This window comes from Qipengyuania sp. SS22, from assembly GCF_025736935.1.
GTDB lineage: Bacteria > Pseudomonadota > Alphaproteobacteria > Sphingomonadales > Sphingomonadaceae > Qipengyuania.
In genome coordinates this window covers 2,137,853-2,162,877 of record NZ_CP107048.1, presented here as the reverse complement: position 1 = coordinate 2,162,877, position 25,025 = coordinate 2,137,853, and the positions used below count along the sequence as shown (strand labels likewise).

General features: G+C 64.9%; 25 protein-coding genes. 16 read left to right on the top strand and 9 right to left on the bottom strand.

Going from position 1 to position 25,025, the window contains the following annotated elements:
• Nucleotides 1–48: 48 nt before the first annotated feature.
• Nucleotides 49–348: an RNA-binding S4 domain-containing protein gene (locus N6L26_RS10790; RefSeq protein ID WP_318173602.1), complete on the bottom strand. Its 300-nt coding sequence runs from the start codon at nt 346–348 to the stop codon at nt 49–51.
• Nucleotides 320–2,863 carry a helicase-related protein gene (locus N6L26_RS10785; protein ID WP_263605573.1) on the bottom strand — a complete coding sequence of 848 codons (2,544 nt, stop codon included), beginning with the start codon at nt 2,861–2,863 and terminating at the stop codon, nt 320–322. Before N6L26_RS10785 ends, N6L26_RS10790 begins: the two co-directional genes overlap by 29 nt.
• Before the next feature lie 162 nt (nt 2,864–3,025).
• Here N6L26_RS10785 and N6L26_RS10780 point away from each other — a divergent pair, with 162 nt between their 5' ends.
• The 6 genes from N6L26_RS10780 to N6L26_RS10755 are packed head-to-tail and all read left to right on the top strand — an operon-like array spanning nt 3,026 to nt 7,600.
• The gene (locus tag N6L26_RS10780; RefSeq protein WP_263605572.1) at nt 3,026–4,633 is read left to right on the top strand and encodes a M23 family metallopeptidase; all 1,608 of its coding nucleotides are present in this window, start codon (nt 3,026–3,028) and stop codon (nt 4,631–4,633) included.
• A gap of 37 nt (nt 4,634–4,670) precedes the next feature.
• Nucleotides 4,671–5,669 (top strand): porphobilinogen synthase, encoded by a 999-nt coding sequence (hemB, locus tag N6L26_RS10775; RefSeq protein WP_263605571.1) that lies wholly within the window; start codon nt 4,671–4,673, stop codon nt 5,667–5,669.
• A complete protein-coding gene (locus N6L26_RS10770) occupies nt 5,662–6,219 on the top strand; it encodes a GNAT family N-acetyltransferase (protein ID WP_263605570.1) in 558 nt (185 codons plus the stop codon). The genes hemB and N6L26_RS10770 overlap by 8 nt, the downstream gene beginning before the upstream one ends.
• Entirely contained in the window at nt 6,212–6,769 is a 558-nt protein-coding gene (locus N6L26_RS10765) for a GNAT family N-acetyltransferase (protein WP_263605569.1), read from the top strand. Before N6L26_RS10770 ends, N6L26_RS10765 begins: the two co-directional genes overlap by 8 nt.
• Entirely contained in the window at nt 6,766–7,341 is a 576-nt protein-coding gene (locus tag N6L26_RS10760) for a gamma carbonic anhydrase family protein (RefSeq protein WP_263605568.1), read from the top strand. Before N6L26_RS10765 ends, N6L26_RS10760 begins: the two co-directional genes overlap by 4 nt.
• Nucleotides 7,322–7,600: a DUF167 domain-containing protein gene (locus N6L26_RS10755; RefSeq protein ID WP_263605567.1), complete on the top strand. Its 279-nt coding sequence runs from the start codon at nt 7,322–7,324 to the stop codon at nt 7,598–7,600. Before N6L26_RS10760 ends, N6L26_RS10755 begins: the two co-directional genes overlap by 20 nt.
• Here the strand turns inward: N6L26_RS10755 and N6L26_RS10750 are convergent.
• From N6L26_RS10750 to N6L26_RS10730, 5 genes are all read right to left on the bottom strand, one after another.
• Nucleotides 7,597–8,235 carry a YoaK family protein gene (locus tag N6L26_RS10750; protein ID WP_263605566.1) on the bottom strand — a complete coding sequence of 213 codons (639 nt, stop codon included), beginning with the start codon at nt 8,233–8,235 and terminating at the stop codon, nt 7,597–7,599. The genes N6L26_RS10755 and N6L26_RS10750 overlap by 4 nt on opposite strands.
• A gap of 30 nt (nt 8,236–8,265) precedes the next feature.
• Entirely contained in the window at nt 8,266–9,858 is a 1,593-nt protein-coding gene (locus N6L26_RS10745; protein ID WP_263605565.1) for a cisplatin damage response ATP-dependent DNA ligase, read from the bottom strand.
• Between the two features lie 2 nt (nt 9,859–9,860).
• Nucleotides 9,861–10,868, bottom strand: a complete 1,008-nt coding sequence (locus N6L26_RS10740; protein WP_263605564.1) for a ligase-associated DNA damage response exonuclease — start codon at nt 10,866–10,868, stop codon at nt 9,861–9,863.
• A 69-nt stretch (nt 10,869–10,937) separates the two neighbouring features.
• Complete coding sequence (gene clpA, locus N6L26_RS10735; protein ID WP_263605563.1) at nt 10,938–13,325, bottom strand: ATP-dependent Clp protease ATP-binding subunit ClpA; 2,388 nt, start codon at nt 13,323–13,325, stop codon at nt 10,938–10,940.
• Between the two features lie 128 nt (nt 13,326–13,453).
• Complete coding sequence (locus N6L26_RS10730; protein WP_263605562.1) at nt 13,454–13,654, bottom strand: DUF1192 domain-containing protein; 201 nt, start codon at nt 13,652–13,654, stop codon at nt 13,454–13,456.
• A gap of 110 nt (nt 13,655–13,764) precedes the next feature.
• On the opposite strand from N6L26_RS10730, the gene N6L26_RS10725 reads away from it, so the two are divergent.
• The 6 genes from N6L26_RS10725 (at nt 13,765) to N6L26_RS10700 (ending at nt 20,060) form a co-directional block, all read left to right on the top strand.
• The gene (locus N6L26_RS10725) at nt 13,765–14,775 is read left to right on the top strand and encodes an NAD(P)H-quinone oxidoreductase (RefSeq protein ID WP_412071326.1); all 1,011 of its coding nucleotides are present in this window, start codon (nt 13,765–13,767) and stop codon (nt 14,773–14,775) included.
• Nucleotides 14,768–15,382 carry a glutathione S-transferase family protein gene (locus N6L26_RS10720; RefSeq protein ID WP_263605561.1) on the top strand — a complete coding sequence of 205 codons (615 nt, stop codon included), beginning with the start codon at nt 14,768–14,770 and terminating at the stop codon, nt 15,380–15,382. The genes N6L26_RS10725 and N6L26_RS10720 overlap by 8 nt, the downstream gene beginning before the upstream one ends.
• A 103-nt stretch (nt 15,383–15,485) precedes the next feature.
• Entirely contained in the window at nt 15,486–16,382 is an 897-nt protein-coding gene (locus tag N6L26_RS10715) for a UDP-2,3-diacylglucosamine diphosphatase (protein WP_263605560.1), read from the top strand.
• A gap of 92 nt (nt 16,383–16,474) precedes the next feature.
• Nucleotides 16,475–17,461 (top strand): glycosyltransferase family 4 protein, encoded by a 987-nt coding sequence (locus N6L26_RS10710; RefSeq protein WP_263607293.1) that lies wholly within the window; start codon nt 16,475–16,477, stop codon nt 17,459–17,461.
• Between the two features lie 104 nt (nt 17,462–17,565).
• Complete coding sequence (locus N6L26_RS10705) at nt 17,566–18,291, top strand: DUF1013 domain-containing protein (protein ID WP_263605559.1); 726 nt, start codon at nt 17,566–17,568, stop codon at nt 18,289–18,291.
• A 95-nt stretch (nt 18,292–18,386) separates the two neighbouring features.
• Nucleotides 18,387–20,060 (top strand): AMP-binding protein, encoded by a 1,674-nt coding sequence (locus N6L26_RS10700; protein ID WP_263605558.1) that lies wholly within the window; start codon nt 18,387–18,389, stop codon nt 20,058–20,060.
• Between the two features lie 65 nt (nt 20,061–20,125).
• Here the strand turns inward: N6L26_RS10700 and N6L26_RS10695 are convergent, their stop codons facing one another.
• Both N6L26_RS10695 and N6L26_RS10690 read right to left on the bottom strand, forming a co-directional pair.
• Complete coding sequence (locus N6L26_RS10695; RefSeq protein WP_263605557.1) at nt 20,126–20,515, bottom strand: bactofilin family protein; 390 nt, start codon at nt 20,513–20,515, stop codon at nt 20,126–20,128.
• A gap of 16 nt (nt 20,516–20,531) precedes the next feature.
• Nucleotides 20,532–21,689: a M23 family metallopeptidase gene (locus tag N6L26_RS10690; protein ID WP_263605556.1), complete on the bottom strand. Its 1,158-nt coding sequence runs from the start codon at nt 21,687–21,689 to the stop codon at nt 20,532–20,534.
• Between the two features lie 255 nt (nt 21,690–21,944).
• Between N6L26_RS10690 and N6L26_RS10685 the strand changes: the two genes are divergently transcribed.
• The 4 genes from N6L26_RS10685 to N6L26_RS10670 all read left to right on the top strand — a co-directional run bounded on the left by N6L26_RS10685 (nt 21,945) and on the right by N6L26_RS10670 (nt 24,942).
• Complete coding sequence (locus N6L26_RS10685; RefSeq protein ID WP_263605555.1) at nt 21,945–22,607, top strand: nicotinate-nucleotide adenylyltransferase; 663 nt, start codon at nt 21,945–21,947, stop codon at nt 22,605–22,607.
• A 57-nt stretch (nt 22,608–22,664) separates the two neighbouring features.
• Complete coding sequence (rsfS, locus tag N6L26_RS10680) at nt 22,665–23,084, top strand: ribosome silencing factor (protein ID WP_263605554.1); 420 nt, start codon at nt 22,665–22,667, stop codon at nt 23,082–23,084.
• 205 nt (nt 23,085–23,289) lie between these two features.
• Entirely contained in the window at nt 23,290–23,712 is a 423-nt protein-coding gene (locus N6L26_RS10675) for a 23S rRNA (pseudouridine(1915)-N(3))-methyltransferase RlmH (protein WP_263605553.1), read from the top strand.
• A gap of 18 nt (nt 23,713–23,730) precedes the next feature.
• Nucleotides 23,731–24,942, top strand: coding sequence for a murein hydrolase activator EnvC family protein (locus N6L26_RS10670; protein ID WP_263605552.1), 1,212 nt, complete (start codon nt 23,731–23,733; stop codon nt 24,940–24,942).
• Nucleotides 24,943–25,025 lie beyond the last annotated feature (83 nt).

Genomic DNA, 25,025 nt, shown 5'->3' with positions numbered 1-25,025 from the left:
TAGCGTATTCCCTCGAAGTGATACTCTTTCTCGCGCTGCTAGGGCGGATTATCCTTGCGGGTCAAGGTCCCGATAGCAGGCTTCGGCTTCGCGCGGGGGGCCGCGCCGCTCGGGCAGCGTGCGGATTTCGATCAGCCGGACCCTTTCGCCAAGCGGCAGTGTGAGAATATCGCCCTCGGCAATGTCGCGCGAACAGCGGGTGACCCGCTCGCCATTGCGGCGGATATGTCCTTCTTCGACCAGCCGGTGTGCTGCGCTGCGTGTGCGCACGAAGCGCAGATAGCACAGCAGCCGGTCGATCCTCACTCGCAGCGCGCCATCAACGGACCAGATCGGCAAGCGCGGCAAAGGCACTGCCCTCGCGTGGCTGCGCGGGTTTCTGCCGTTCCTGCTTGCGCCGCGAGGGACGCCATTCCCACCGGTCGGGCCGTGGCGGGCCGAATTGTCCATCGGCCAGCGGACGGGCCTTTTGCACCCGGAACCCGGCGGTGCCGAGCAAGCGGGAAATATTTCCTTCTTCGAGGCCAATCGAGATCGGCAACGCCAGGTCGAGCACGAATTTGCGCTTGCGATCCTTGGCTTGCGCCTTCGCGCGCGTTTCGTGCGCGGCGCGCAGAATTTTCTCGACCAGGTCGATACGGATCGCCTGGCTCCCGGCATGGCGGTAGCCCGAGGGGAGCTTTCTCGTATCGGCAATGACCGGCAGCATCGCGTCCTGCACCGGACGCCGGTCGAGGCCGAGCGCGTGGAGCAATTGGCGCGGGGCGGGCTTCAGCAGCGCGGGGGCGAAGATATCGAGCGCGCCGAAGGTGACTCCGATCTTGCGCAGAAAGGGGCGCATTTCCTTGGGCAGATGCTCGATCCCCGCCTGCTCGCGAGTGACATAGCCATGCCCGGCGATGAGGTTGAGCAACAGCGCGCGTGCCTGCGATCCGGCTTCGGGATTGCTCGCGGCATGATGCATCTTCTCAAGCGGTTCGAGCGGACTCAGCTTTTGCTCAAGCCATCCCTCAAGCGCGGTGAGCAGCTTGGCCCGCGCTGCATCGGGCAGGGCAGCCACTTCGCGCGACAGCACCAGCAGGGGCGTCACGCTGCCATCGCGATGCTCGAGCTTGGCTAGCTCCTGCCCGCGCCAGCGGATCGCGCCGCGCGCAAGTTCGACCTCGCCGAAATCCGATTCGGCCAGCGCCACGGCTTTCTCGCCCAGCAGCCGCGGCAGCGCTTTCTCCGCTGCGGCCAGCAGCATCCGGCGATCTTCCTGCCGCGCAGAGGGATCGACGGTAAAGCGCAGTCCGGCGACATGGCCGAGCACCTCGCCCTCGACCGTCACCGCGCCATCGTCACTCATCTCGATCGGCAACATGCTTGCATCCTGTCCCAACGACTTCATCAGGATTGCTGTCCTCCGGTTTACGAATCTCTCGGTCAGCCGCGCATGGAGCGCGTCCGACAATTTGGCCTCTACGCCCCGCGCACGGGACGCCATTTCGTCACGCGCCAGCACCCAGTCGGGCCGCTGGCAAATATAGGCCCAGCTGCGAATCGCTGCGATCCGCCCCTGCAGCGTATCGATGTCCCCGGCCATATTGTCGAGTTCGCTGATCCGCGCAGCGACGTAATCCGCTCCGAGATAACCTTCACCCAGGTCCTGCCACAGCCGCGCCACGAAGCGCGCATGGACATCGGGCCCGCGCTGGCGAAAGTCGGGCAGCGAGCAGGCTTCCCAGAACCGCCGCACCATTCCGGCGCCGCGCACATTGGCGGCCATGGGCTCCTCTGCCAGGCGCTTGAGCGTGGCCAGATCGATCGCCTGGGGCGCCAGCCGCAAGGCAGGGTCCCCCGGTGAAGTTTCGAGATCGGCGATCAACGTGGCCAGCGAGGCAAAGCGCGGTTCGGGTTCACGCCAGTACAGATGCGTCAGCGGCGCGAAGCGATGCTCCTCGATCGCGTAAATCTCTTCTTCGGTGAATTCGGGGGCGGCGCCATGCTTGGTCGTGCCCGCCAGCGTGCCGAAGGTCCCGTCGCGCTGGTGGCGTCCGGCACGCCCGGCGATCTGCGCCATCTCGGCTGGCAGCAGGCGGCGCATCCGTACGCCGTCGAATTTGCTCAGTCCGGCAAAGGCGACATGGTTCACGTCGAGATTGAGCCCCATCCCGATGGCGTCGGTGGCGACGATGTAATCGACCTCGCCATTCTGGAACAGGGCGACCTGCTTGTTGCGCGTTTCGGGGCTCAGCGCGCCCATCACCACCGCCGCGCCGCCGCGGAACCGCCGCAGCATTTCGGCCACGGCGTAAACCTGCTCGGCGCTGAAGGCGACGATGGCGCTGCGCGGCGGCAGCCGTGACAGCTTGCGCGGTCCGATATGCGTGAGCGTCGAGAACCGCGGGCGATCGGATATCTCGGCCTCGGGGATCAGCTGCCGTACTAGCGGCTCGAGCGTTGCTGCGCCGAGCAGCATGGTCTCCTCGCGGCCCCGCGTGTTGAGCAAACGGTCGGTGAAGATATGGCCGCGCTCGCGGTCGGCGCCGATCTGCACTTCGTCCAGCGCCACGAACGCCGCCCCCGCGCCGTCGCGTGGCATGGCCTCGGCGGTGCAGCACATATAGCGCGCACCCTTTGGCTCTACGCGTTCTTCGCCGGTGATCAGCGCAACCGCGGCATCGCCCTTGATCGCGCACACCCGGTCGTAGACCTCGCGCGCGAGCAATCGCAGCGGAAAGCCCAAGCACCCGCTCGAATGCGCGACCATGCGCTCGATCGCCAGATGCGTCTTGCCGGTATTGGTGGGCCCGAGGACCGCCTTGATCGCGCTATCCTGCACGCGCCCTAGGTGGCAGCGCGCGCTGGCGAGGGCAACCATCCGCCGTGCCGAGGATTCAATTCATCCCGTTCTGGACTCGCGTGGCCGCAAATTAAGCTGCCCTTTACTTTGTTTCGGCAGGCAAAGCGGGCAGATCTCCATGAACAAGGGTCGGGCCGCCCGCCTCTGCGCGAAGGCGGCCAGATAGAAGGGACACGCGACGTGTATACGTCCCATGCAGATTCGGAACAGAGCGACCGGCCGCAGGGAACTGGCGGACCCGGCCAGCCTGCTGCCGCGCTTGCGCACGACCAGATCCTTTCCGCATCGTCCTCGCCCGCGTTTTCCTGGGCCATTGCGCGCGAACGCCTGTCGGACCGGATCGCAAAGCTCGATCTCGCGCCCGACCTCGGTAGCGAGATCGGCAGCAAGCGCTGGCTGCGCGGACTGGGTACCTTCGTCGGCCTGACCGCCGCGGCGCTGGCTTTCTGGCCGAGCTTCGCCCCGCTGGAAGCTGCCGCGCCCGCGCATATCGACGATGCGGTGCGCGACGAGTATCGCAGCCAGATGATCCTTCCGCTCGCGCTTGGCGCCGATAGCGGCCGCCATATGGGCGCGACCGCATTGGTCGAACCGCTGGCCGGTGCACCCGAGCGGCCGACGCTGGATATGGTCGCGACACTGGCCAAGGGCGACAGCTTCGAACGCATGCTGCGCCGCGCGGGCGTGGGCCGCGATGATAGCCTGCGCGTGGCCGAACTGGTTGGCGGAGCGACCAAGCTGGCCGATCTCGAACCCGGTACGACTTTCGATATCGTTCTCGGTCGTCGCCCTGCGCCCGGCGCACCCCGTCCGCTCGAATCGATCGCCTTTCGCGCGCGATTCGATCTCGAACTCGATATCGGCCGGTTCGACGAAGGGGCCGACCTGTCCCTAACCAAGAAGGTCATCCGCGTCGACGACACCCCGTTGCGTATTCGCGGCACGGTGGGCGACAGCCTCTATCGCTCGGCGCGCGCGGCGGGCGCTCCGGCCAGCGCGGTGCAGGCCTATCTCAAGACATTCGGCCAGTATGTAAATCTCGACCGTGACATACGCGCGGGCGACACATTCGATTTCGTCGTCGCACATCGCCGCGCGGCGACGGGCGAACGGCAGGCGGGGCAATTGCTCTATGCCGGGCTCGACCGGGACGATCAGCCGCGGGTGCAGCTGATGCGCTGGGGCGCAGACGGCGAATTCTACGAAGCCTCGGGTGTCGGCGAACAGCGCGGAGGGCTGATGGCCCCCGTTCCAGGCCGCACGACTTCGCGCTTCGGCATGCGCCGCCATCCGATCCTTGGCTATCGCCGGATGCATTCGGGCCTGGATTTCAAAGCCCGCTACGGCACCCCGATCGTGGCGGTAACTGATGGACGCGTGACCGGCGCCGGGCGGATGGGTGGCTGCGGTAACGCCGTGCGCTTGCGTCACGATGCTTCGCTCGACACGCGCTATTGTCACATGAGCCGGGTCGCGGTGAACCGCGGCCAGAGCGTTCGGCGCGGGCAAGTCATCGGTTATGTCGGCTCGACCGGCCTCTCTACCGGCCCGCATCTGCATTATGAAATGTACCGCAACGGGCGCGCGATCGATCCGTCGTCGGTCCAGTATGTCACCCGCGCTCAGCTCGCCGGTGCCGAATTGCGGCGCTTCAAGGATGCGCTGGCGCGGATGAAAAAGGTCGAACCGGGCGCGGCACTGTCCGAACTCGAGCAGACCGCGGCCGAAGTCGCCGCCGCCGAACCCGTCCGCGAGATCGACAAGTTGGTCCCGCCCAAGCGGAGCTGAGATTGCGCCCCGCGCGCGCTTGCGGCATTGCGCTGCAATGACCAACGCTCACTATCCCGCCACGCGCCTGCGCCGTACCCGTGCAAGCGGGTGGAGCCGTGCGATGCATCGCGAAACCGTGCTCACTCCGGCCGACCTGATCTGGCCGCTGTTCGTCACCGATGGTTCCGGTGTCGAGGAGCCGATCGCCAGCCTGCCAGGCGTGTCGCGCTGGTCGGTCGACCACATCGCCAAACGCGCTAGGGAAGCGGTCGATCTGGGTATCCCCTGCATCGCGCTGTTTCCCAACACACAGCCCGATCGGCGCAGCGATGATGGCACCGAGGCGCTCAATCCCGACAATCTCATGTGCCGCGCGATCAAGGCGGTCCGCGATGCCTGCGGCAACGATATCGGCATCCTCACCGATGTCGCGCTCGACCCCTATACCAGTCATGGCCAGGACGGGCTGCTCGACGAGGCCGGCTATGTCGTCAATGACGATACGGTCGCAGTACTGGTCGATCAGGCGGTCAACCAGGCGGCGGCGGGCGCCGATATCATCGCCCCGTCCGACATGATGGACGGGCGGGTGAAGGCGATCCGCATGGCGCTGGAGATGAACCACCATCCCAATGTCCAGATCATGGCCTATGCCGCCAAATATGCTTCGGCGTTCTATGGCCCGTTCCGCGACGCGGTGGGTTCTGGCGGCCTGCTCAAGGGCGACAAGAAAAGCTACCAGATGGATCCCGCGAATGGCGACGAGGCGCTGCGCGAGATCGCCTTCGACATTGCCGAGGGGGCCGACAGCGTGATGGTCAAGCCGGGGCTGGCCTATCTCGACATCATCTGGCGCGCGAAGCAGGAATTCAGCGTTCCCGTCTTTGCCTACCAGGTGAGCGGCGAATATGCGCTGATCGAAGTCGGTGCAGCGGCAGGCGTGGGCGACCGCGACGCGCTGCTGATGGAGAAGCTGCTGGCGTTCAAGCGCGCCGGATGCAGCGGCGTGCTGACCTACCACGCCCCGCGTGCCGCCCAATTGCTCAATGGCTGACTTCCGCCGCGAGACCGACCGGCTGATCCTGCGCGATTGGCGTGATGACGATTGGGAGCCGTTCTGGGAAGGGACCAACACGCCCGCCGTAATGCGCTGGCTCGGCGGGGTTTGCGACACTGCGAAGCGCAATGCGGCGCAGCAGCGCCTGCTCGCCTATAAACGCGAACATGGTCACACCTTCTGGTGCGTCGAGCGCCGCGGCGATGGCGCGATCCTCGGATTTTGCGGTCTCAAGCGTTCCAATCAGTCGGGCGGCCCGCTCGGCATGATGGAAGTGGGCTGGCGGCTGCGCGAAGACGCCTGGGGCAGGGGCTATGCGAAAGAGGCCGCTACCGCCTCTCTCGATCTTGCCTTCGACCGGTTCGATGCTGAAGAGGTGATCGCCATGACCGTTCAGCGCAACACGGCCAGCTGGGGGTTGATGCAGCGGCTGGGAATGCGCCGCCGCGACGATCTCGATTTCGACAATGCGGAGTTCGACAATGAGGACCCGGTGATCATCATCTATTCGGCCGATCGCGCGTCCTGGACAGCCCATCGTGGCTGATATCATCGCCGAAACCGACCGGTTGATCCTGCGCACGATCGAGGAAGGCGATGCTACCGAACAGGACCGCCTGCTCAACACGCCGGCGGTCATGGCGCGGCTGGGCGGCGTCAAGGAATTGCACGAGATCGAGGCGAAGCACGCCAAGGCGATGGCGATGTATGCGCGCGAGGGCTTCAGCTTCCTGCTCATGATCGAGAAGGCGAGCGGCGAAATGGTCGGCCATTGCGGGATCAAGCGTGTCGATAATCCGCAGGCGCCCAATGTCGGCGATCACGAGATCGGCTGGCTGGTGCGCGAGGATCGCTGGCGGCGCGGCTATGCCGAAGAGGCGATGCGCGCGGTGCTCGACTGGGCCTTCACCCGCGTCCATGCACCGCATGTCGTCGCGCTCACCAGCGAGGCCAATGTCGGCAGCTGGAAACTGATGCAAAAGCTCGGCATGGTCCGGCGCAAGGATCTCGATTTCATTGACCCGGGCTTTCCGCCCGAAGACAATCCGACGATCCAGTATTCGCTCACGCAAGAACAATGGGAGAGCAGTCAATGACCGCGAGCCGCCCCGGTGTCACCATCATCCCGATCCATGGCCACACACCGCGCATCCACGACAGCGCCTTTATCGCGCCCGGCTGCACGATCATCGGCAATGTCGAGATCGGGGCAGACAGCTCGGTCTGGTACAATTGCGTGCTGCGCGCCGACGTCAGCCGGATCGTGATCGGCGAGCGGTCGAACATCCAGGATGGCAGCGTATGCCATTGCGACCCCGAGCGCCCCGGCGACCCGGGCGGTTCGCCGCTCATCATCGGTGACGATGTCTTGGTCGGCCATATGGCGATGATCCATGGCTGCACCATCGAGGATCGCGGCTTCGTCGGCCTCGGCGCCATCGCGATGAACAAGGCGGTGATCGGTTCGGATGCGATGCTCGCCGCCGGTGCCATGCTGACCGAAGGCAAGGTGATGGCCGCGCGCGAATTGTGGGGCGGCCGCCCGGCGCGCAAGATGCGCGATCTTGACGATGCGGCCATCGCCGGTATGCGCATGGGCGTCGCGCATTATGCCGAGAATGCCAAACATCACGCCGCTGCGGTCGTCGATGCCGCGGCCCAAGACTGACCTGCCCGATCCCGCGGCGCTATGGGGCCTTGTATCCGGCGACCAGCTGCGAATTCGCGTCACGCCCGGTGCGCGGACCGAAACCGTTAGCGTGGAAGACGGCCGGGTGCTGGTAAAAGTGCGCGCCAAGCCGAGCGACGGCGCGGCGAATGCGGCGGTCGAAAAACTGGTGGCGCGCGCCCTTGGGGTCGCGACGTCACGCTGTCGGATTGTGCGCGGCGCGACTTCGCGTGAAAAGGTGCTCCAGCTCGATCCTTAGGCGCGTGTCTCGATCCTGACCGCGAAGACGAACAACAGCAGTGCGAGGCCCGAGGCTGTTCCCGCAGCGACAAGCGCGTTCATCGCAAAGAGGCAGGCACCGCATACCGCGCCCACCGCCAGGGATAGCCACAATGTCGGATAGCCGCGCATGGCTTCGCTGGGGCGGCCAAGGATGCGCGCTGCCAATCCCTGACCTGTGCGCACCAGCGCCCCGGTCATATAGGTCACCCCGACGGTTACCTCGCCCTCGCGCGAGAAGACATTGTTGGCGACACCCATTGCGCCGGCGGCGAGCGCGAGGAAAACCATGTCGTGGGCATGCGCCAGCGCCAGCGTGGCCACTCCGAGCATTGCGGTGACCATGGCGAGCAGGATGCGCTTATGCTGCCCCTGTCGACCAAATGCGACCAGGGCACCGGCGACTACGCCGCCCATGAAACAGGCGATGATTAGGATCGGGATCCAGGCCGGGGCCCGCTCCGCAATGAGCTCGACCCCCAGCCGCGTCGTATTACCCGACATGAAGGAGGTGAAATAGCCGCCTGCGACGACGAAGCCGATGGCATCGACCTGGCCGGCGAGAAACGCCAGTCCCATGGCGAGTTTCTGGCGGCTGCGATCGTAGCGTTGCATTGTACCACCATGCGGACGGCGGCGCAGAATTCAATCCCGGATAAGCGCGCGCAGGGCCTCGATGCGATCCGCTTCGTGCGGCGGCTTGTCCCAGCGGATGCGGTGAATGCGCGGGAATCGCATCGCGAGCCCCGATTTATGCCGTTTGCTTGCATGCACGCTATCGAAAGCGACCTCGAACACCAGCGTCTTTTCGGTTTCGCGCACGGGACCGAAGCGGTTGACCGTGTTCTGCCGCACATGGCGGTCGATCTTCTTCAGCTCCTCGTCGGTAAAGCCCGAATAGGCCTTGCCCACTGGCAGCAGGTCAGCGCCCTGGTCGGGATCGCCGTCCCAGCAGCCGAAAGTGTAGTCGGAAAAGAAGCTCGATCGCTTCCCCGACCCGCGCTGCGCATACATCAGCACACAGTCGACCAGCAGCGGGTCGCGCTTCCATTTGTACCAGTAGCCGACGCGCCGCCCGGCGATATAGGGACTGTCCTTGCGCTTGAGCATCAGCCCTTCGATCGCATCGTCGCGGCTGCCCTCGCGGATCTGCGCGAGGCGCTCGAAATCGCTCGCCTGCACGATTTTACTGATATCGAAATGGCTGTCGGGAAGCCGTGTCATCAGCGCTTCGAGCCGGTCGCGGCGCTCGCTCCACGCCAACCCGCGCACATCCTCGCCCTCTATCAGCAGCGCGTCATAGAGACGCACGAAGGCCGGATAGTCCTGCAGCATCTTCTTGCTGACGGTCTTGCGCCCCAGCCGCTGTTGCAACGCGTTGAAACTCGCTGCCCCGCCTTCCTTCCCGCCCTGCGTCGCGCCGCGCACCAGAAGTTCGCCGTCAAGCACTGCGGGAAAGGGCAGCGCGTCGAGCAGTTCGGGAAAGGTCGCTGAAATATCGTCGCCCGAACGCGAGTAGAGTCGGGTTTCCTCCCCGGCGCGGACCAGTTGCACGCGAATGCCGTCCCACTTCCACTCGGCGGCGTAGTCCGCGAGATCGACCGTGGTTTCCTCGAGCGGATGCGCGAGCATGAAAGGCCGGAAGGTCGGCAGATTGTCGATATCGGGCGGCGCTTCGCCGCGTGCGGCCCAGCCGAACAGCGCATCATAGGGTGCGTCGAGCCCGTGCCAATATTCCTCCACTTCGTCGACCGAGGCATCGAAAGCCTGCGCAAAGGCGGTCTTGGCAAGGCGGCTGGATACACCAATGCGCATCCCACCGGTCGCCAGTTTCAGCAGCGCATAGCGGCTCGATGCATCGAGCCGATCGAGCAGCCGGGGCAGTTCCGCGATCACGCTCTTGCGGTTCATCGCCGCCAGTTGCTCGACCGCTTCGCTTACGGTGGGCGGAGAGGGCGGCTGGTCGGGCGCAGGCCACAAAAGGCTCGCGGTCTCGGCCGTGTCACCCACGAAATCGCGGCTCAACGTCCATAGCACCGGATCGACCCGGTCCTTGAGCAAGTTGCGGATGGTCGAGCTTTTGACCGCAGGGAAGTCGAGCCCGTCGGCGAGGGCGGCAAGCGCCCAGCCGCGGTCCGGATCGGGCGTCGCGCGCAGATATTCAGCAATCAGCCGCAGCTTCTCGTTGCGGCTGCGGGTGTAGACCAGCGCGTCGATCAGGGCGGCGAACTCTTCCACCGCTAGTCGTCCTCGTCCTCATATCCCACCATTGCCAGTGCGCGGGCGCGGCGTTGGCGAAGCTGGCACCAGCGCAGCAGCGCATCCTCGCGCCCATGGGTGATCCAGTTTTCCGCCGCATCGACTTCGGTGATAGTGCGCGTCAACTCGCCCCAGTCGGCGTGGTCGGAAATCACCAGCGGCAGCTCGACATTGCGTTGCCTTGCGCGCTGGCGCACGCGCATCCAGCCGCTTGCCATAGCAGTAATCGGGTCGGGCAAGCGGCGGCTCCAGCGATCGTTGAGAGCCGATGGCGGGCTCACCACCACTGCACCGCGCATGTCGTCCTTCGTGTGGTCCGCCACCAGCCGCAATTCGCCCAGATCCACGCCGTGCTCTTCATAGAGCCGGCACATCTTCTCCATCGCGCCATGCAGATAGATCGGGTCGGTATGGCCCGCGCGGCGTAGTTCGGCGATCACCCGCTGTGCCTTGCCCAGCGCGTAAGCGCCGACCAGCACGCAGCGTTCGGGATGCGCCGCCAGCCGCTCGAGCAGCTTGGCCATCTCTTCTTCGATCGGGGGGTGACAGAACACCGGCAGGCCAAAGGTCGCCTCGGTGATGAAGATGTCGCAGGCAGTGACCTGGAACGGGGGGCACGTCGGATCGGCTCGGCGTTTGTAATCGCCGGTTACCACCACGCGCTCGCCCGCATGTTCCAGCAGGATCTGCGCACTGCCGAGCACATGACCGGCAGGGATATACGTCGCATCGACTCCGCCCGGCAGGCGGATCGTCTCGCCATATTCGACCGGGGTCGCGCCCGCTTTAGTTGCGTAGCGCAACTCCATGATCGCCAGCGTGGCGGGAGTGGCGACGGTCTGGCCATGGCCACCGCGGGCATGGTCGGCATGGCCATGCGTGACCAGCGCCCGGTCGACCGCGCGGCTGGGGTCGATCCAGCAATCGGCGGGGACCACATGGATGCCGTGCGGTTCGGGCTTGATCCAGGAGAACGGGGCTGCGGCCATCCTCGATTCAAACGAAAGGGGCGCCAACCGTTCCCGGTGGCGCCCCTTTGATGTGGTTTTGTCGGCGGCTCAGCTTTCGCTCTCGTCGGTGCTTTCGCTGGCATCGGCCGGCGGTTTCTTGCTCGTCGGCGCCTTATTCTCCGCCGCCTTCTTGCGCGGCGGAGCCTTGCGCTTGGCCTTGGGCGGGGCAGGGGTCAGCTCGAAGCTCGGCTTGCCGTCCTTCATCGTCACCGACACCTCACCGCCATCGGCCAGCTTGCCGAACAACAGTTCCTCGGCGAGCGGCTGCTTGATCTTTTCCTGTATCAGGCGGCCCATCGGGCGCGCGCCATAAAGACGGTCGTAGCCCTTGTCCGCCATCCAAGCGCGAGCCTCTTGGTCGAACTGGATGTCGACATTCTGTTCGGCCAGCTGCAGTTCAAGCTGGAGGATGAACTTGTCGACCACGCGCGCCACGGTGTCCCGGCCCAGATAGGCGAAGGGTACCACCGCATCGAGACGGTTGCGGAACTCGGGGGTGAACATGCGTTTCACCGCTTCCTCGCTCGCATCTTCCTTGCTGACATCGCCAAAGCCGATCCCTTGGCTCGCCATGTCGGCCGCACCCGCATTGGTGGTCATGATCAGCACCACATTGCGGAAATCGACCGTCTTACCGTGGTGATCGGTCAGGCGGCCGTTATCCATCACCTGCAGCAGGATGTTGAACAGGTCGGGATGCGCTTTCTCGATCTCGTCGAGCAGCAACACGGAATGCGGGTTCTGGTCGACCGCATCGGTCAGCAGCCCGCCCTGGTCGTAACCGACGTAGCCCGGAGGCGCGCCGATCAGGCGGCTGACGCTGTGACGCTCCATATACTCGGACATATCGAAGCGCTTGAGCTCGATCCCCATGATGCTGGCCAGTTGGCGCGCGACTTCGGTCTTGCCGACGCCGGTGGGCCCGCTGAACAGGAATGAGCCGATCGGCTTGTCGGGATCGCGCAGGCCTGCGCGCGACAATTTCATCGCGGTCGACAGCTTCTTCACCGCCGCATCCTGCCCGAAGACGACACGCCGCAGGTCGCGATCGAGATTTTCGAGCGCCTTCTTGTCGTCCTTCGATACCGATTTGGGCGGAATGCGCGCCATGGTCGCGATGACCGCCTCGATCTCTCGGGCGGTGATCTTCTTCTTACGGCGGCTGGGTGGCACCAGCATCTGCATCGCGCCGACCTCGTCGATCACGTCGATCGCCTTGTCGGGCAGCTTGCGGTCGTTGATGTAACGCGCCGACAGTTCGACCGCGGTCTTGAGCGCGTCGACCGTGTAGGTCACCTTGTGGTGGTCCTGGAACGCGGTCTTCAGACCCTTGAGGATCTTGATCGTGTCCTCGATCGTGGGCTCGTTCACATCGATCTTCTGGAAGCGGCGCAGCAGCGCGCGGTCTTTCTCGAAGTGGTTGCGGAATTCCTTGTAGGTGGTCGAGCCGATGCAGCGGATCGCACCCGAACTCAGCGCCGGTTTGAGCAGGTTGGATGCGTCCATCGCCCCGCCGCTGGTCGCGCCGGCACCGATTACCGTGTGAATCTCGTCGATGAACAGGATCGCATCGGGCATGCCTTCAAGCTCGTTCACGACCTGCTTGAGCCGCTCCTCGAAATCGCCGCGATAGCGCGTCCCGGCGAGCAGCGCGCCCATGTCGAGCGAATAGATCACCGCGTCCTGCAGCACTTCGGGCACTTCGCCTTCGACGATCTTGCGCGCGAGGCCTTCGGCAATGGCGGTTTTCCCGACGCCGGGATCGCCGACATAAAGCGGGTTGTTCTTGCTCCTGCGGCACAGGATCTGGACCGTCCGGTCGACCTCGGGTCCGCGGCCGATCAGCGGGTCGATCCGGCCATCTTCGGCCTTCTTGTTGAGATTGACGGTGAACTGGTCGAGCGCGGTTTCCTTCTTGCCCTTCTCGGCGGCCTTGTCCTCGCTTTGCGCTTCGCCTTCTTCGGCACCCTGTGACGGACGGCTTTCGACCTGCTTGCCGCCCTTGCCGATGCCGTGGCTGATGAAGCTCACCGCGTCGAGCCGGCTCATGTCCTGCTGCTGCAGGAAATAGACCGCATAGCTGTCGCGTTCGGAAAACAGCGCGACCAGCACATTGGCGCCGGTCACCGTATCCTTGCCGCTCGACTGGACATGCAGGATCGCGCGCTGGATCACCCGCTGGAACCCCGCGGTCGGCTGCGGGTCGGCGGTTTCGTCCGATTGCAGCGACTGGTATTCCTGCTCGAGATACTGCTTCACCACCGCGGTCAGCTCACCAAGGTCGACCCCGCAGGCGGCCATGACCTGCGCGCCATCCTCGTCGTCGATCAGTGCGAGCAGCAGGTGCTCGAGCGTCGCATATTCGTGCCGGCGCTCGCCCGCATCGGTGAGAGCGGCGTGGAGGGTCTTTTCGAGATTGGCGGCAAAGCTGGGCATCAGATGTCTTTCTCATGGGATTCGCACGAAGCGAATACGGGACAGCCTATGGGCCGAAGGTTAGCCAATGCTGTATGCTCGCCGGATATGGGTGCGCAGGGCAATATTTTCAGCCCCCGCATCACCAACTATTCCTTTCGCCCGAACAATGCCTCTGCCGCATTGCGGTGCGCGGCAGCGAAGCTGCGGTGTTTCTCGACCCGGTCAATCTCGGCTTCGAGCAGCGCGATCCGCACCGCCAGTTCGTCCTGCGAATAGGGGCCGAGGTCTTCGGCCATAAGCAGGCTCGCGGCGTCGCCTCGCGGGCGCGGACGGGCATCGTCATCCATGGGAACCAATGTCGCAATTCTGTGTGGTTGCTGTCAACGGGGCAGCGCGGTATTGCACGGCCAAGCGTGGCAGGGACGACACGCAGGGAACAATGGCGATGGGGGCGCGAGTGGCAGCAGATTTGCCGGAAACGATGGCAGCGACGGGTTTCGACGAGCCCGGCGGACCCGAGGTATTGCGGTCCGAGCAATTGCCCGTGCCCCAACCGGGCGAGAACCAGGTGCTGATCCATGTCGCTTACGCCGGGGTCAACCGGCCCGACGTGATCCAGCGGCAGGGCTATTACCCGCCGCCGCCCGGTGCCTCGCCGATCCCGGGGCTCGAAGTCTCGGGCACCGTCGTGGCGATCGGCAAGGGCGCGCCGCCCGAAATGCTGGGCAGGCGTGTCTGCGCGCTCGTGTCGGGCGGGGGCTATGCGGAATACTGCCTGGCGCATTCGGCGCATTGTCTGCGCGTGCCCAAGGCGATGACGATGCAGGTCGCGGCGGCAGTTCCCGAAACGCTGTTTACCGTGTGGCACAATGTGTTCGAACGGGGCTGGGCCGGTAATGGCGACACGCTGCTGGTCCATGGCGGCACCAGCGGGATCGGGACCATGGCAATCCAGTTGGCGAGGGCTTTCGACATTGCCGTGATCGCGACCGCGGGAAGCGAAGAGAAATGCCAGGCAATCCGTGATTTGGGGGCCGATCTGGCGATCAATTACAAGACGCAGGATTTCGTCGAGGAGGTCAAGCGCTTCACGGGTGGCCAGGGGGTCAACGTGGTGCTCGACATGGTTTCGGGCGATTACGTCGCGCGCAATATCGAATGTCTTGCCGATGACGGCCGGCATGTAACCATCGCCGTGCTTGGCGGGCTCAAGGCCGAAATCAACATGGCCACGATCATGCGCAAGCGGCTGGCGCTGACCGGTTCGACGCTGCGGCCGCGCTCTGACGATTTCAAGGCGCTGCTGGCCGATGAAATCTATAACCATGCCTGGCCGCTGTTCGAGGATGGCACGATCGCGCCGGTGATGGACCAGACCTTCGCGCTCGCCGATGCGAGCGCTGCGCATGCGCGGATGGAGGCGGGCGATCATATCGGCAAGATCGTGCTCGAGGTAGCGGGTGACTGAGGTCACGCTCCACGAGGATCCGCGTAGCGGCAATTGCTACAAGATCAATCTGACCGCCGCGCTGCTCGGCCTGCCGTTGGCAACCCGGCAGTACGATACCCTCGCTGGAGAAACACGGACGCCCGACTTCCTTGAACGGGTCAATCCGAACGGGCGCATCCCCGTGCTGCAGATCGGCACGCGCTTTTTGCCCGAAAGCAATGCCGCCTGCTGGTATCTCGCCTCGGGCAGCGCACTGATCCCGCAGGACCGCTTCGACCGGGCGGACATGCTGCGGTGGATGTTCTTCGAGCAATACAGCCACGAACCCAATATCGCGACCATGCGCTTCTGGCTGCATTTTATCGGTAGCGCGCAGCTGTCGCCGCAGCAGAGGGCGCAGATGATGGCCAAGCGGATCGCGGGCTGCGAGGCGCTGTCGCTGATGGATAGCCATCTTGCCGCGCACGACTGGTTTGTGGGCGACAGTGTCTCGCTCGCCGATATCGCGCTGTTTGCCTATACCCATGTGGCGGAAGAAGGCGGCTTCGGGCTGGGTGATTATCCAGCGGTAGGCCGCTGGATCGAACGGGTGTCCGAACTCCCCCATTTCATCCCCATGGGGTGAACCGGAAGTGTCGCAATGTCGCCGATCCGTAACGGCAGTGTGAATCGCTCGTAACAATCCACCGCCATGGCTGGCCCTGATACTCATCAGGGGAGCCCGGCCCATGAATGATCTGCCCAACCACTTCGATGCCGTCCACAAGGTGGCGAGTTTTCCGTCGATTAAACCCAGCGTGCCCGAACGCACGACCGGCAAGCGGCGCGAGTTTCGCACGATCTGGATCAGCGATGTCCATCTCGGTACCCGGGGCTGTAATCACGAATTGCTGATCGATTTCCTCGACCACACCGATAGCGAGACAATGTATCTCGTCGGCGACATCATCGATGGCTGGCGGCTGAAGAAGAAGGTCTACTGGCCCCCCGAACACAATGACATCGTCTGGCGCATCCTCAAGCGCGCCAAACGCGGTACGCGGATCGTCTATATTCCCGGAAATCACGATGAAATGGTCCGCCCGTTCAGCGGGATGAATCTGGGCGGGGTCGAGATCCTGCGTGCGGCGTTCCACGACACTGCCGACGGGCGCCGACTAATGGTGCTGCATGGCGACGAATTCGACACGATCATGCTCGCGCACCGCTGGCTCGCCTTCGTTGGCGACGCGCTCTACCATGTGATGATGAAGCTCAACAATTGGGTGGCCGGCGCGCGCAAGCGGCTGGGCATGCCCTATTGGTCGATCTCGAAAGCTGCCAAGCACAAGGTCAAGAACGCGGTCGAATTCATTTCGAAGTACGAGGAAGTCGTCGCGCGTGCCGCAGCCGAACGCGGCGTCGACGGGGTAGTTTGCGGCCACATCCACACTGCCGAATTCCGCACCTTCGACCATGATGGCAAGCAGGTCGAATACTGGAACGACGGCGACTGGGTCGAGGGCTGCAACGCGCTGGTTGAGCATTTCGACGGGACCATGGAAATCCTCCACTGGCCCGCTGAGATCGCGCGGCGCGAAGCCGAGCAGTCGGCAGTCGCGCCATCGGTACCGGAGGCCGCGTGAGTTCGCTGTCCGGGGTGCGGGCCCAGATATCCGAGGGTGAGCCGATCGCCCCACACCGGATTGCGATCGTTACCGACGCATGGCTGCCACAGATGAATGGTGTCGTCCGTACGCTCACGACTACTTGCGATCACTTGCGCGAACATGGGCACGATGTGCTGGTCGTCTCGCCCGACGAATTCGCCAGCGTGCCCTGTCCGACTTATCCCGAGATCCGGCTGGCGCTGGCCATTCCCGGCGCAGTGGCGAACCGGCTGCGCGCCTTTTCGCCCGAGGCGATCCATATCGCCACCGAGGGGCCGCTCGGCATGACGGCACGGCGCTATTGTGCAAAACACGATATCCGTTTCACCACTGCCTACCACACGCAGTTTCCCGACTATCTCGCGCAGCGCACGCATCTGCCAGCCGCATGGTTCTGGCGGTATATCCAGTGGTTCCACCGCCCCGCCAAACGCGTGCTGGTGGCAACCGAGAGCATTAGTGAGGAGTTGCGCGCGCATGGGCTGACCCAGCTGCACCGCTGGAGCCGCGGGGTCGATCTCTCCTGCTTTACGCCCGATGCACCGCCGCCAGCCGAATTTGCCGATCTGCGGCGCCCGATCCAGCTCTATGTCGGCCGGGTCGCGATCGAGAAGAATGTCGAGGCGTTCCTCGAAGCCGACTATCCCGGCAGCAAGGTCGTGGTTGGCGACGGACCGTCGCTGACATCCCTGCGCGCGAAATATCCCGATGTTCATTTCCTTGGGCGGCGTTCGGGGCGTGATCTGGCGGGGTGCTACGCCGGGGCGGATGTCTTCGTCTTCCCCAGCAGGACCGACACTTTCGGGCTGGTCATGATCGAGGCGCTGGCCTGCGGGACTCCGGTCGCCGCCTATCCGGTTGCCGGGCCGCGCGATATCGTGACCAGCGCGGTCGGCGCATTGGGTGATGAACTCGCCCGCGCGATCGGCGCAGCGTTGTTCTGCGACCGCGAGGCCTGTGCCCGGTATGGCGCAAGCTACAGTTGGTCTGCCGCGACGGGGCAGTTCCTCAGCGGGCTTGCAGCTTTCGAGGCAGAGCAGCTTCCCGCCGCCTGAGGCTTTCGCTTGCCGAATCCGGCGCTCTCGCCTACATCGGCAGGATAACGGCCGTCCCGCGAGGGGCGGCCTTCTATTTTCGTAAGACGAGAAAAGGCATTTCAATGGCCGACCAACCCAAACCGCTGATGCCGCATGCGACCGCCACCTGGCTGGTCGATAACACCGGCCTGTCGTTCGAGCAGATTGCCGAGTTTTGCGGCCTTCATATCCTCGAAGTGCAGGCCATGGCGGACGATCTCACGGGCAGCAAATATACCGGCCGCGACCCCGTCCACTCGGGCGAGTTGACGCAGGACGAGATCGAAAGAGGGCAGGCGGACAGCGAGTACCGGCTCAAGATGCAGCGCGCGCCGGTGGCGGTCAGCCGCACCAAGGGTCCGCGCTACACGCCGGTCTCGAAGCGTCAGGACAAGCCCGATGGCATCGCCTGGATCCTGCGCAACCATCCGGAGATTTCGGACGCGCAGATCGGCAAGCTGATCGGCACTACGCGCAACACGATCACCGCCATCCGTGAACGCAGCCACTGGAACATCCAGAACATCCAGCCCAAGGATCCGGTGACGCTCGGCCTGTGTTCGCAGCGCGAACTTGACGCGGTCGTCGCCAAGGCAGCGAAGAAGGCCGGCATCGAAGACGAAGCTGCACCGGTCGAACCCACCGGCGGCAGCGATCGCGAGAAGCTGATCGAGGAGCTGCGTGCCGAGCGCCAGGCCAATGAAAAGGCTGCCGCAGAAGCCGTGCAGGAAGCTGAAGCCGCCGCTTGGCTCGAAGCCAAGCGCGCTGCCGAAGATGCGGGCGAGACTGCGGAACCCGACCAGGCCTGATCCTGCCGGCGCACAAAATTCCGGAAGGCGGGGAAGGCTATGGCTTTTCCCGCCTTTTTGCTTGCCTTTGAAGCAAGAGGGGCCATGCTACTGACATGGATGTAAGCAAGCTGCCGAACCACCACCCGGTGCCGTGGAATACGCCTTTCGAAGCGTTGGCGCTGCCCGCCATGTTCGCGCGGACGGCAAAGGCCTCGCCCGATGCGCCGCTGCTGCATTTCCTCGGTCGTACCTATCCCTATCGCGAACTGCTCAGCGATGCGCAGGCCTTTGCCCATGCCCTTCGGGCGCGGGGAATTGCCGAGGGCGACCGGGTCGGACTCTTCCTGCCCAATGTCCCGAGCTATGTCGCCGCTTATTACGGGGCGATGATGGCGGGGGCCGTGGTGGTCAATTTCTCGCCGCTCTATTCGGTCGAGGAGCTCGAGCAGCAGGTCGCCGATTCGGGGACCCGGCTGCTGGTCACGGTCGATGTGCCCGAGCTTTACGCCACCGCGGAAAAGGTGTTGCACGGCTCCGCGCTCGAAACGCTGGTCGTAAGTTCGCTTCCGCAGATGCTGCCGACGCTCAAGGGGCTGGCGATGCGCGTGCTCGCGCGCAGCAAGGTCGCCAAGGTATCTTATGGCGCAGCGATCCTGCCGTGGCGCGCCTTCCTCGAAAGCGGCGCGCAGAACGCAGGCGACCTGCCCGAAATCGACCCGCAGGGGCTTGCGCTGCTGCAATATACCGGGGGTACGACGGGCACGCCCAAGGGCGCCATGCTTACGCATGCGAATCTGTCGATCAATGCGCAGCAGACCGCAGGGCTCAACCCCTTCGGCAATCCGACCGGCGAGGTCTTCCTCGGCGCGCTGCCGTTTTTCCATGTCTTCGCCAATACCGCGCTGCTCAACCACGCGGTGCTGACCGGCGCGTCGATCGCCATGGTCCCGCGGTTCGAGGCAGGACAGGTGCTGCAGACGATCGCGCGCTATGGCGCGACCGGCTTTCCCGGCGTGCCGACGATGTTCCAGGCGTTGCTCGACCATCCCGATCTCGCCAAGACCGATTTCTCGACGCTCAAGGTGTGCATTTCGGGCGGCGCGCCGCTGCCCGGTCCGCTGCGCGAGCAATTCGAGGCGGACACCGGCGTCCGGCTGGTCGAAGGCTATGGCCTGACCGAGAGTGCGGGTGTGGTCTCGGCCAACCCCTATGAAGGGATGCGCAAGCCCGGCACCATCGGCCAGGTCATCATGCAGACCGAAGTGCTGCTGCTCGACAAGGAAGACCCGGCAGTCATCGCGCCCGATGGCGAACCGGGCGAACTCGCGCTCCATGGTCCGCAGATCATGCGGGGCTATTGGAACCGTCCCGAGGCGTCCAAGGACATTTTCGTCGAACATCTCGGCAAAACCTGGCTGCGCACGGGCGATGTAGCGACCGTGGATTGCGATGGATTTCTCGAGATCGTCGACCGGATCAAGGACATGATCGCGGTCGGCGGCTTCAAGGTTTTCCCGAGCCAGGTCGAGGACGTCCTGCTCGAGCATGAGGCGGTGAAGGAGGCGCTGGTGATCGGCCGCCCAGATGCCTATCACGGCGAAATGCCGGTCGCCTATGTTACGCTCAAGGCCGATCACGCTGCTACCGGCGAACAGCTCAAGCAATGGCTCAACGCGCGTGTGGGCAAACATGAGCGCGCCGATGCGGTAATCATCCGCGAGGATTTGCCCAAGACGATGATCGGCAAGCTCGACCGCAAGGCGCTGCGCGCCGAAGTGCTCGACTAGGTCTCAAAGAGAAGGCCGCCCGCGTCATGCGCAAGCGGCCCTCCTCCCCTCCGAAATGGTTCGGCTCAGCCGGCTACGGCGAGCTCCGGCTTGGTCGCCGACTGCGTCAGCCCGGGCGCCTTGGCCTTGGCGTCGCGATGCGCGAAGCGCCCTTCGACCTGCGCGCCCTGTTCGATGGTCAGCGCGTCGTAAAAGACATCACCGGTAATTCGGGCAGTCTTGAGAATGACCAGCTCGCGCGCGGTAATCGATCCGTCGACCGTCCCGGCTAAGCGCGCGGTTTCGGCCTTGATTGCGCCTTTTACGCGGCTTTCCTCGCCCTGCACCAGCGAGGAACAGGCGATGTCGCCTTCGATCGACCCATCGATGTGAAGATCGGCCGACGCCTCGATATCGCCGGTGATCGTGAGGTCCGATCCCAGGACCGAAAAGGTCGAATTGCTTTTGCTGGCCATACGCTCGCGTCCCGAATTACTGGCCTGAGGCGAGCTGGGGAGCTCGTCGGATTTCTTCGAGAACATTGGGAGCGGTCTCCAGGAAGGTACGCGGGTTTACCGCGCGATTGTTGATCCGCACTTCGAAATGGAGGTGCGCGCCGGTCGACCGACCCGTATTGCCGATCGCCCCGATTGTCTCGCCCGCCGCGACGCGCTGGCCGGGCTTAGCGTTAAACCGCGACATATGCGCATAGCGCGTCATCAGCCCGTTGCCATGCGAGATCTCGACCGTCTTGCCATAACCGCCCCTCCAGCCGACAAAGCTGACCCGGCCAGCCGACGCGGCCTGGATCGGCGTGCCGACGGCGCCCCGGAAATCGAGGCCTTTGTGCATTGCGCCGCGCCGCGTGAAGGGATCGCGGCGATAGCCGAAGCCGCTTGAAATCATGTCGGTGCGTGCGGGCGCCACTTGCGGGACTCCTTCGAGACCCCGCTCGAGCGCGGCCATGCGGGCAATCGACAGGCCGAGCCGTTCGAAGCGCGGATCGATCCCGCCTTCAGCATCGGTGACGAGATTTTCCAGCGGACCACCCATCGCGCTGCGATCGGCATTGCGCATCATGCTGGCGGGGTCGAGGCCGAGTGTCTTGAGCGCGACGGTGGCACGCTGGGCGCGCGCGTCGGCATAGCGGGTCAGGCCTTCGACGAAGACCAGCTGGCGCGCTTCGATCTTCGCCAGCGCGCTGGCTTCGGGGATCGACACGCTGACCTTGCTGATCGTTTCGGTTGCCTCGCCGGCCGAATCGCTCGTGCTGGCCGCGGTCTTCACGTCTTCGGGCAGCGAAGCGACCATATCCTCGATGAATTCCTGGCGCTTGGCCAGATCGGTGGCGACCGCATCGATATCACTGCGATAGGCGTTCACCCGTTCGGTCGCGGTGGCGACCTTCGCCTCGCGGTCGAGCAGTGACAGGCGGTCGGCGGTGGCGCGATATTGCGACCATCCCGCGCCTGCCATCGATGCTGCCCAGACGATCAGCGCCGTCAGCGAAACCGCTGCAGCGGTCATCTGGACCTTCGATGAAATGGTGATGAAGCGAACCTGGCCTTCCGACCGCATGAAAAATTCGCGATCGGGAAACCAGCTGCGCAAGCGATCCCCCAAGCCAATCCTGGCATTGTTGTTGCTCAAAACGACCCGTCCCTTATGGTCTCTTATGTCCCATTGAGAGAGCTAACAAAGGTTGCTTGTGAAATCGAATCGCGGTTCCCGTAGAATCTACGAGTCGAAGCATCGGTGGGACGAGTCGTTTGAGCGCTCGCTAAAATTTTGCTCGGGCTGGCTGCCGGAAATTAAAGTGTGGTTTACCAATAGCTTACAATTTCCGCCGGCAGTCAACGGCAAGTCATTGTATAAATACGACAAATTCCTTCAGGCCCGAATCTGATGCGCGGCAAACGGCGAATCGGTCTGCTCGGCGGCAGCTTCAACCCGGCGCACGGCGGCCATCGGCGAATTTCGCTATTCGTTCGCCGCGCGCTTGGGCTCGACGAGGTCTGGTGGCTGGTCTCGCCGGGGAACCCGCTCAAGCCACAGGCGGGCATGGCGCCGCTCGCCGCGCGTGTGCGTTCGGCCATGGCCCAGGCGCGGCGGGCCCCGATCCGCGTCACCGCGGTCGAACGCGAGCTGGGCACGCGGTACACCGTCGATACGCTCGGCGCGCTCACCCGGCGTTATCCCAAACATGAATTCGTGTGGCTGATGGGAGCGGACAATCTGGCGCAATTCCACCGCTGGAAGGCATGGCGCGACATCGCGCGCAGGATGCCGATTGCAGTCATCGCGCGGCCCGGCTATGATGCTGCTGCCTTCGCGAGCCCCGCGATGGCCTGGCTGCGGCGCTTTTCGGTGCCATTGTCCAGCTTTGTGAACAGGGGCGAATGGAGCGCACCGGCACTGGTGACATTGCGTTTCGATCCCGACGAACGATCGGCCACGGCGATCCGCCGCGGCGATCCCGACTGGGCCTTACGCTTTGCCGGACCGCCTCCGAGGGACCAGTTGACGCATCGTTTGATACCGTCGGGGGAGGAAACCACCGCCCCATGATGCGCGTTGTCCCTTCCATGGCCCAAGCCTTTCAATTCAGGAGTATCGCATCCGCCTATGACTCAGGCGCAAACCCATCCGGCTTCGTCCGGACCCGCATCGGCACAGGTCATCGACTTGGCTGACGCGACCACCGATCCACTGCTCAAGCTGGTGCTGCAGCAGCTTGACGACGACCAGGCACAAGAGGTCGTGACCATCGATCTCGCGGGCAAGAGCTCGATCGCCGATCACATGGTGATCGCCTCGGGCCGCTCGACCCGACAGGTCGCCGCAATGGCGCAGAAACTGGCCGAGAAGGTCAAGCAGGCCGGCTTTGGCCCGGTGAAGCTCGAAGGGCTTCCCGCGGCCGATTGGGTGCTGCTCGATGCGGGCGACGTCGTCGTCCACCTGTTCCGCCCCGAAGTTCGCAGTTTCTACAATCTCGAGCGCATGTGGGCGTTTGGAGATGCCCCGCCGGTCGCCGGCACGGCTTAACCGGCTTTCGCTCGCGCCTGCGCGCGAGCGTTCTCGGGGCTGTTCCGCTGCGTTGCGGGCCTCTGCGGGCGGGCGGTCGCCCTAGCCGGGCCTGCTCCGGACCGGACTTGCAGTTCACACCGCTACTGATGGCAGGCAGGACCAGAGCATCCGCCTCGCGGGTTGGGCCGAAGACTGCGCCGCACGAATTTGAGACCAACACGCCATGCTCCTCCACATAATCGCCCGCGGAAAGATCGCCCGTTCGCCCGAGGCGGACCTTGTCGCGCGGTATGAGAAGCGGCTGACCTGGCCGGTCAAATTTACCGAACTGCCCGAGACCGGCGGGCGCATTCCCGATCCGCTGACGCCGCTCAAAACCGTGTTGCTCGACGAGCGCGGCAAGGACCTGTCCTCCGAACAGCTCGCCGCGATCCTCGGCCGCTGGCGCGATGATGGCATGCGCGAATGCCGCTTCGTGCTCGGCGCGGCGGATGGGCATGCGGAAGAAGAGCGCACCGCCGCCGATCTGCTGCTGGCGTTCGGCTCGGCAACCTGGCCGCACCTGCTGGCGCGCGCGATGCTCGCCGAGCAGCTTTATCGCGCGACGACGATTATCGCGGGCCACCCCTATCATCGCAGCGGCTGATCGGGCAGAAATGGCCCGATGAGCCGCCGCCTCGCCGCCCTTGCAGTTACGCTTTCCGCAGGCCTGCTGTGGCTGCCCGCGATCGCGCAGGCACCGACTCCGCTCGAAAGCGCCGAGGATGCCCGCGCCCAGCTCGCTGCCGCGCGTGTGCAGCAGCGCAATGCGCGGGCCCGTGGCGAACGGCTCGAGCAGCAGGCCGCGCGCTCGCGCGAAGCTTCGGAAAAGGCGCGTAGCGAGGCTGCGGCGTTGGCGGCACGCGTGCAGCAGGCCGAGGCGGGCATCGCCGCAGCCGAGGCCCGGCTGGCGCTCGCCAATCGCGAACACCGCACTCTGGACCGCCGGCTGGCCGCGCGCCGGACTCCGCTGGTCCGGCTGACTGGCGCGCTGCAATCGATGTCGCGCCGCCCGCTCGCACTGTCGGCGCTGCAACCCGGGTCGCTGCGCGATCTCGTCTATACCCGCGCCGTACTAGCCAGCACGATCCCGCTGGTGCGCGAGCGAACCAGCGCGCTGCGCGGCGATCTCGACCGTGCCAAGGCGCTCGAAACCGAAGCGCGCGCCGCGGTTTCCGATCGGCGCGAAAGCGAAACGGTACTGGTCGGGCGGCGCATGCAATTGGTCGCGCTCGCCGAGCAGGAACGGCTCAAGGCGCGCCAGGCGTCGGGCGGGGCCGACCGCGAAGCGCAACGCGCGCTGGTGCTGGCCGAACAGGCGATCGATCTCAACCAGCTCGTGGGACGGCTCGAGGCGGCAGGATCGCTCCGCGCGCAACTGGCCGCCTTGCCCGGGCCCTTGCCGCGCCCCGCCGATCCCGCTTCCGCGCGCCTCGCCGCGACCCCGAGCCCGATCCCCAGCGCTACCCAGCCGCCGCGTCAGTACCAACTGCCGGTCTCGGGCGAAATTACCGCGGGTTTCGGCGAAGCGGGTACCAGCGGCCAACGACAGGCAGGTATCGCGCTCGCCGCGCGCCCGCGGGCGCAGGTCGTCGCCCCCGGCGCGGGACGAATTGCCTTTGCGGGGCCCTATCGCGGTTATGGCCGGATCGTGATCGTCGAACATGACAATGGCTGGACCAGCCTCGTTACCGGACTCGGCATGCTCGATGTCGCTGTCGGGCAGGCGGTCGCCGCGGGCTCGCCGCTCGGTGTCGCGCCGGGGCAGCGCGGAGAAGTCACGCTCGAGCTGCGACAGGGCGGCGAACCGGTGAACCCGCTCGACCACTTGCGCTAGGCCGCCGGTCGAAAACCGCTTCCCTGGCGCGCACGAACCATGCTCAGCTAGCATTAAGCGACCGCACACCATAGTTAGCGCCC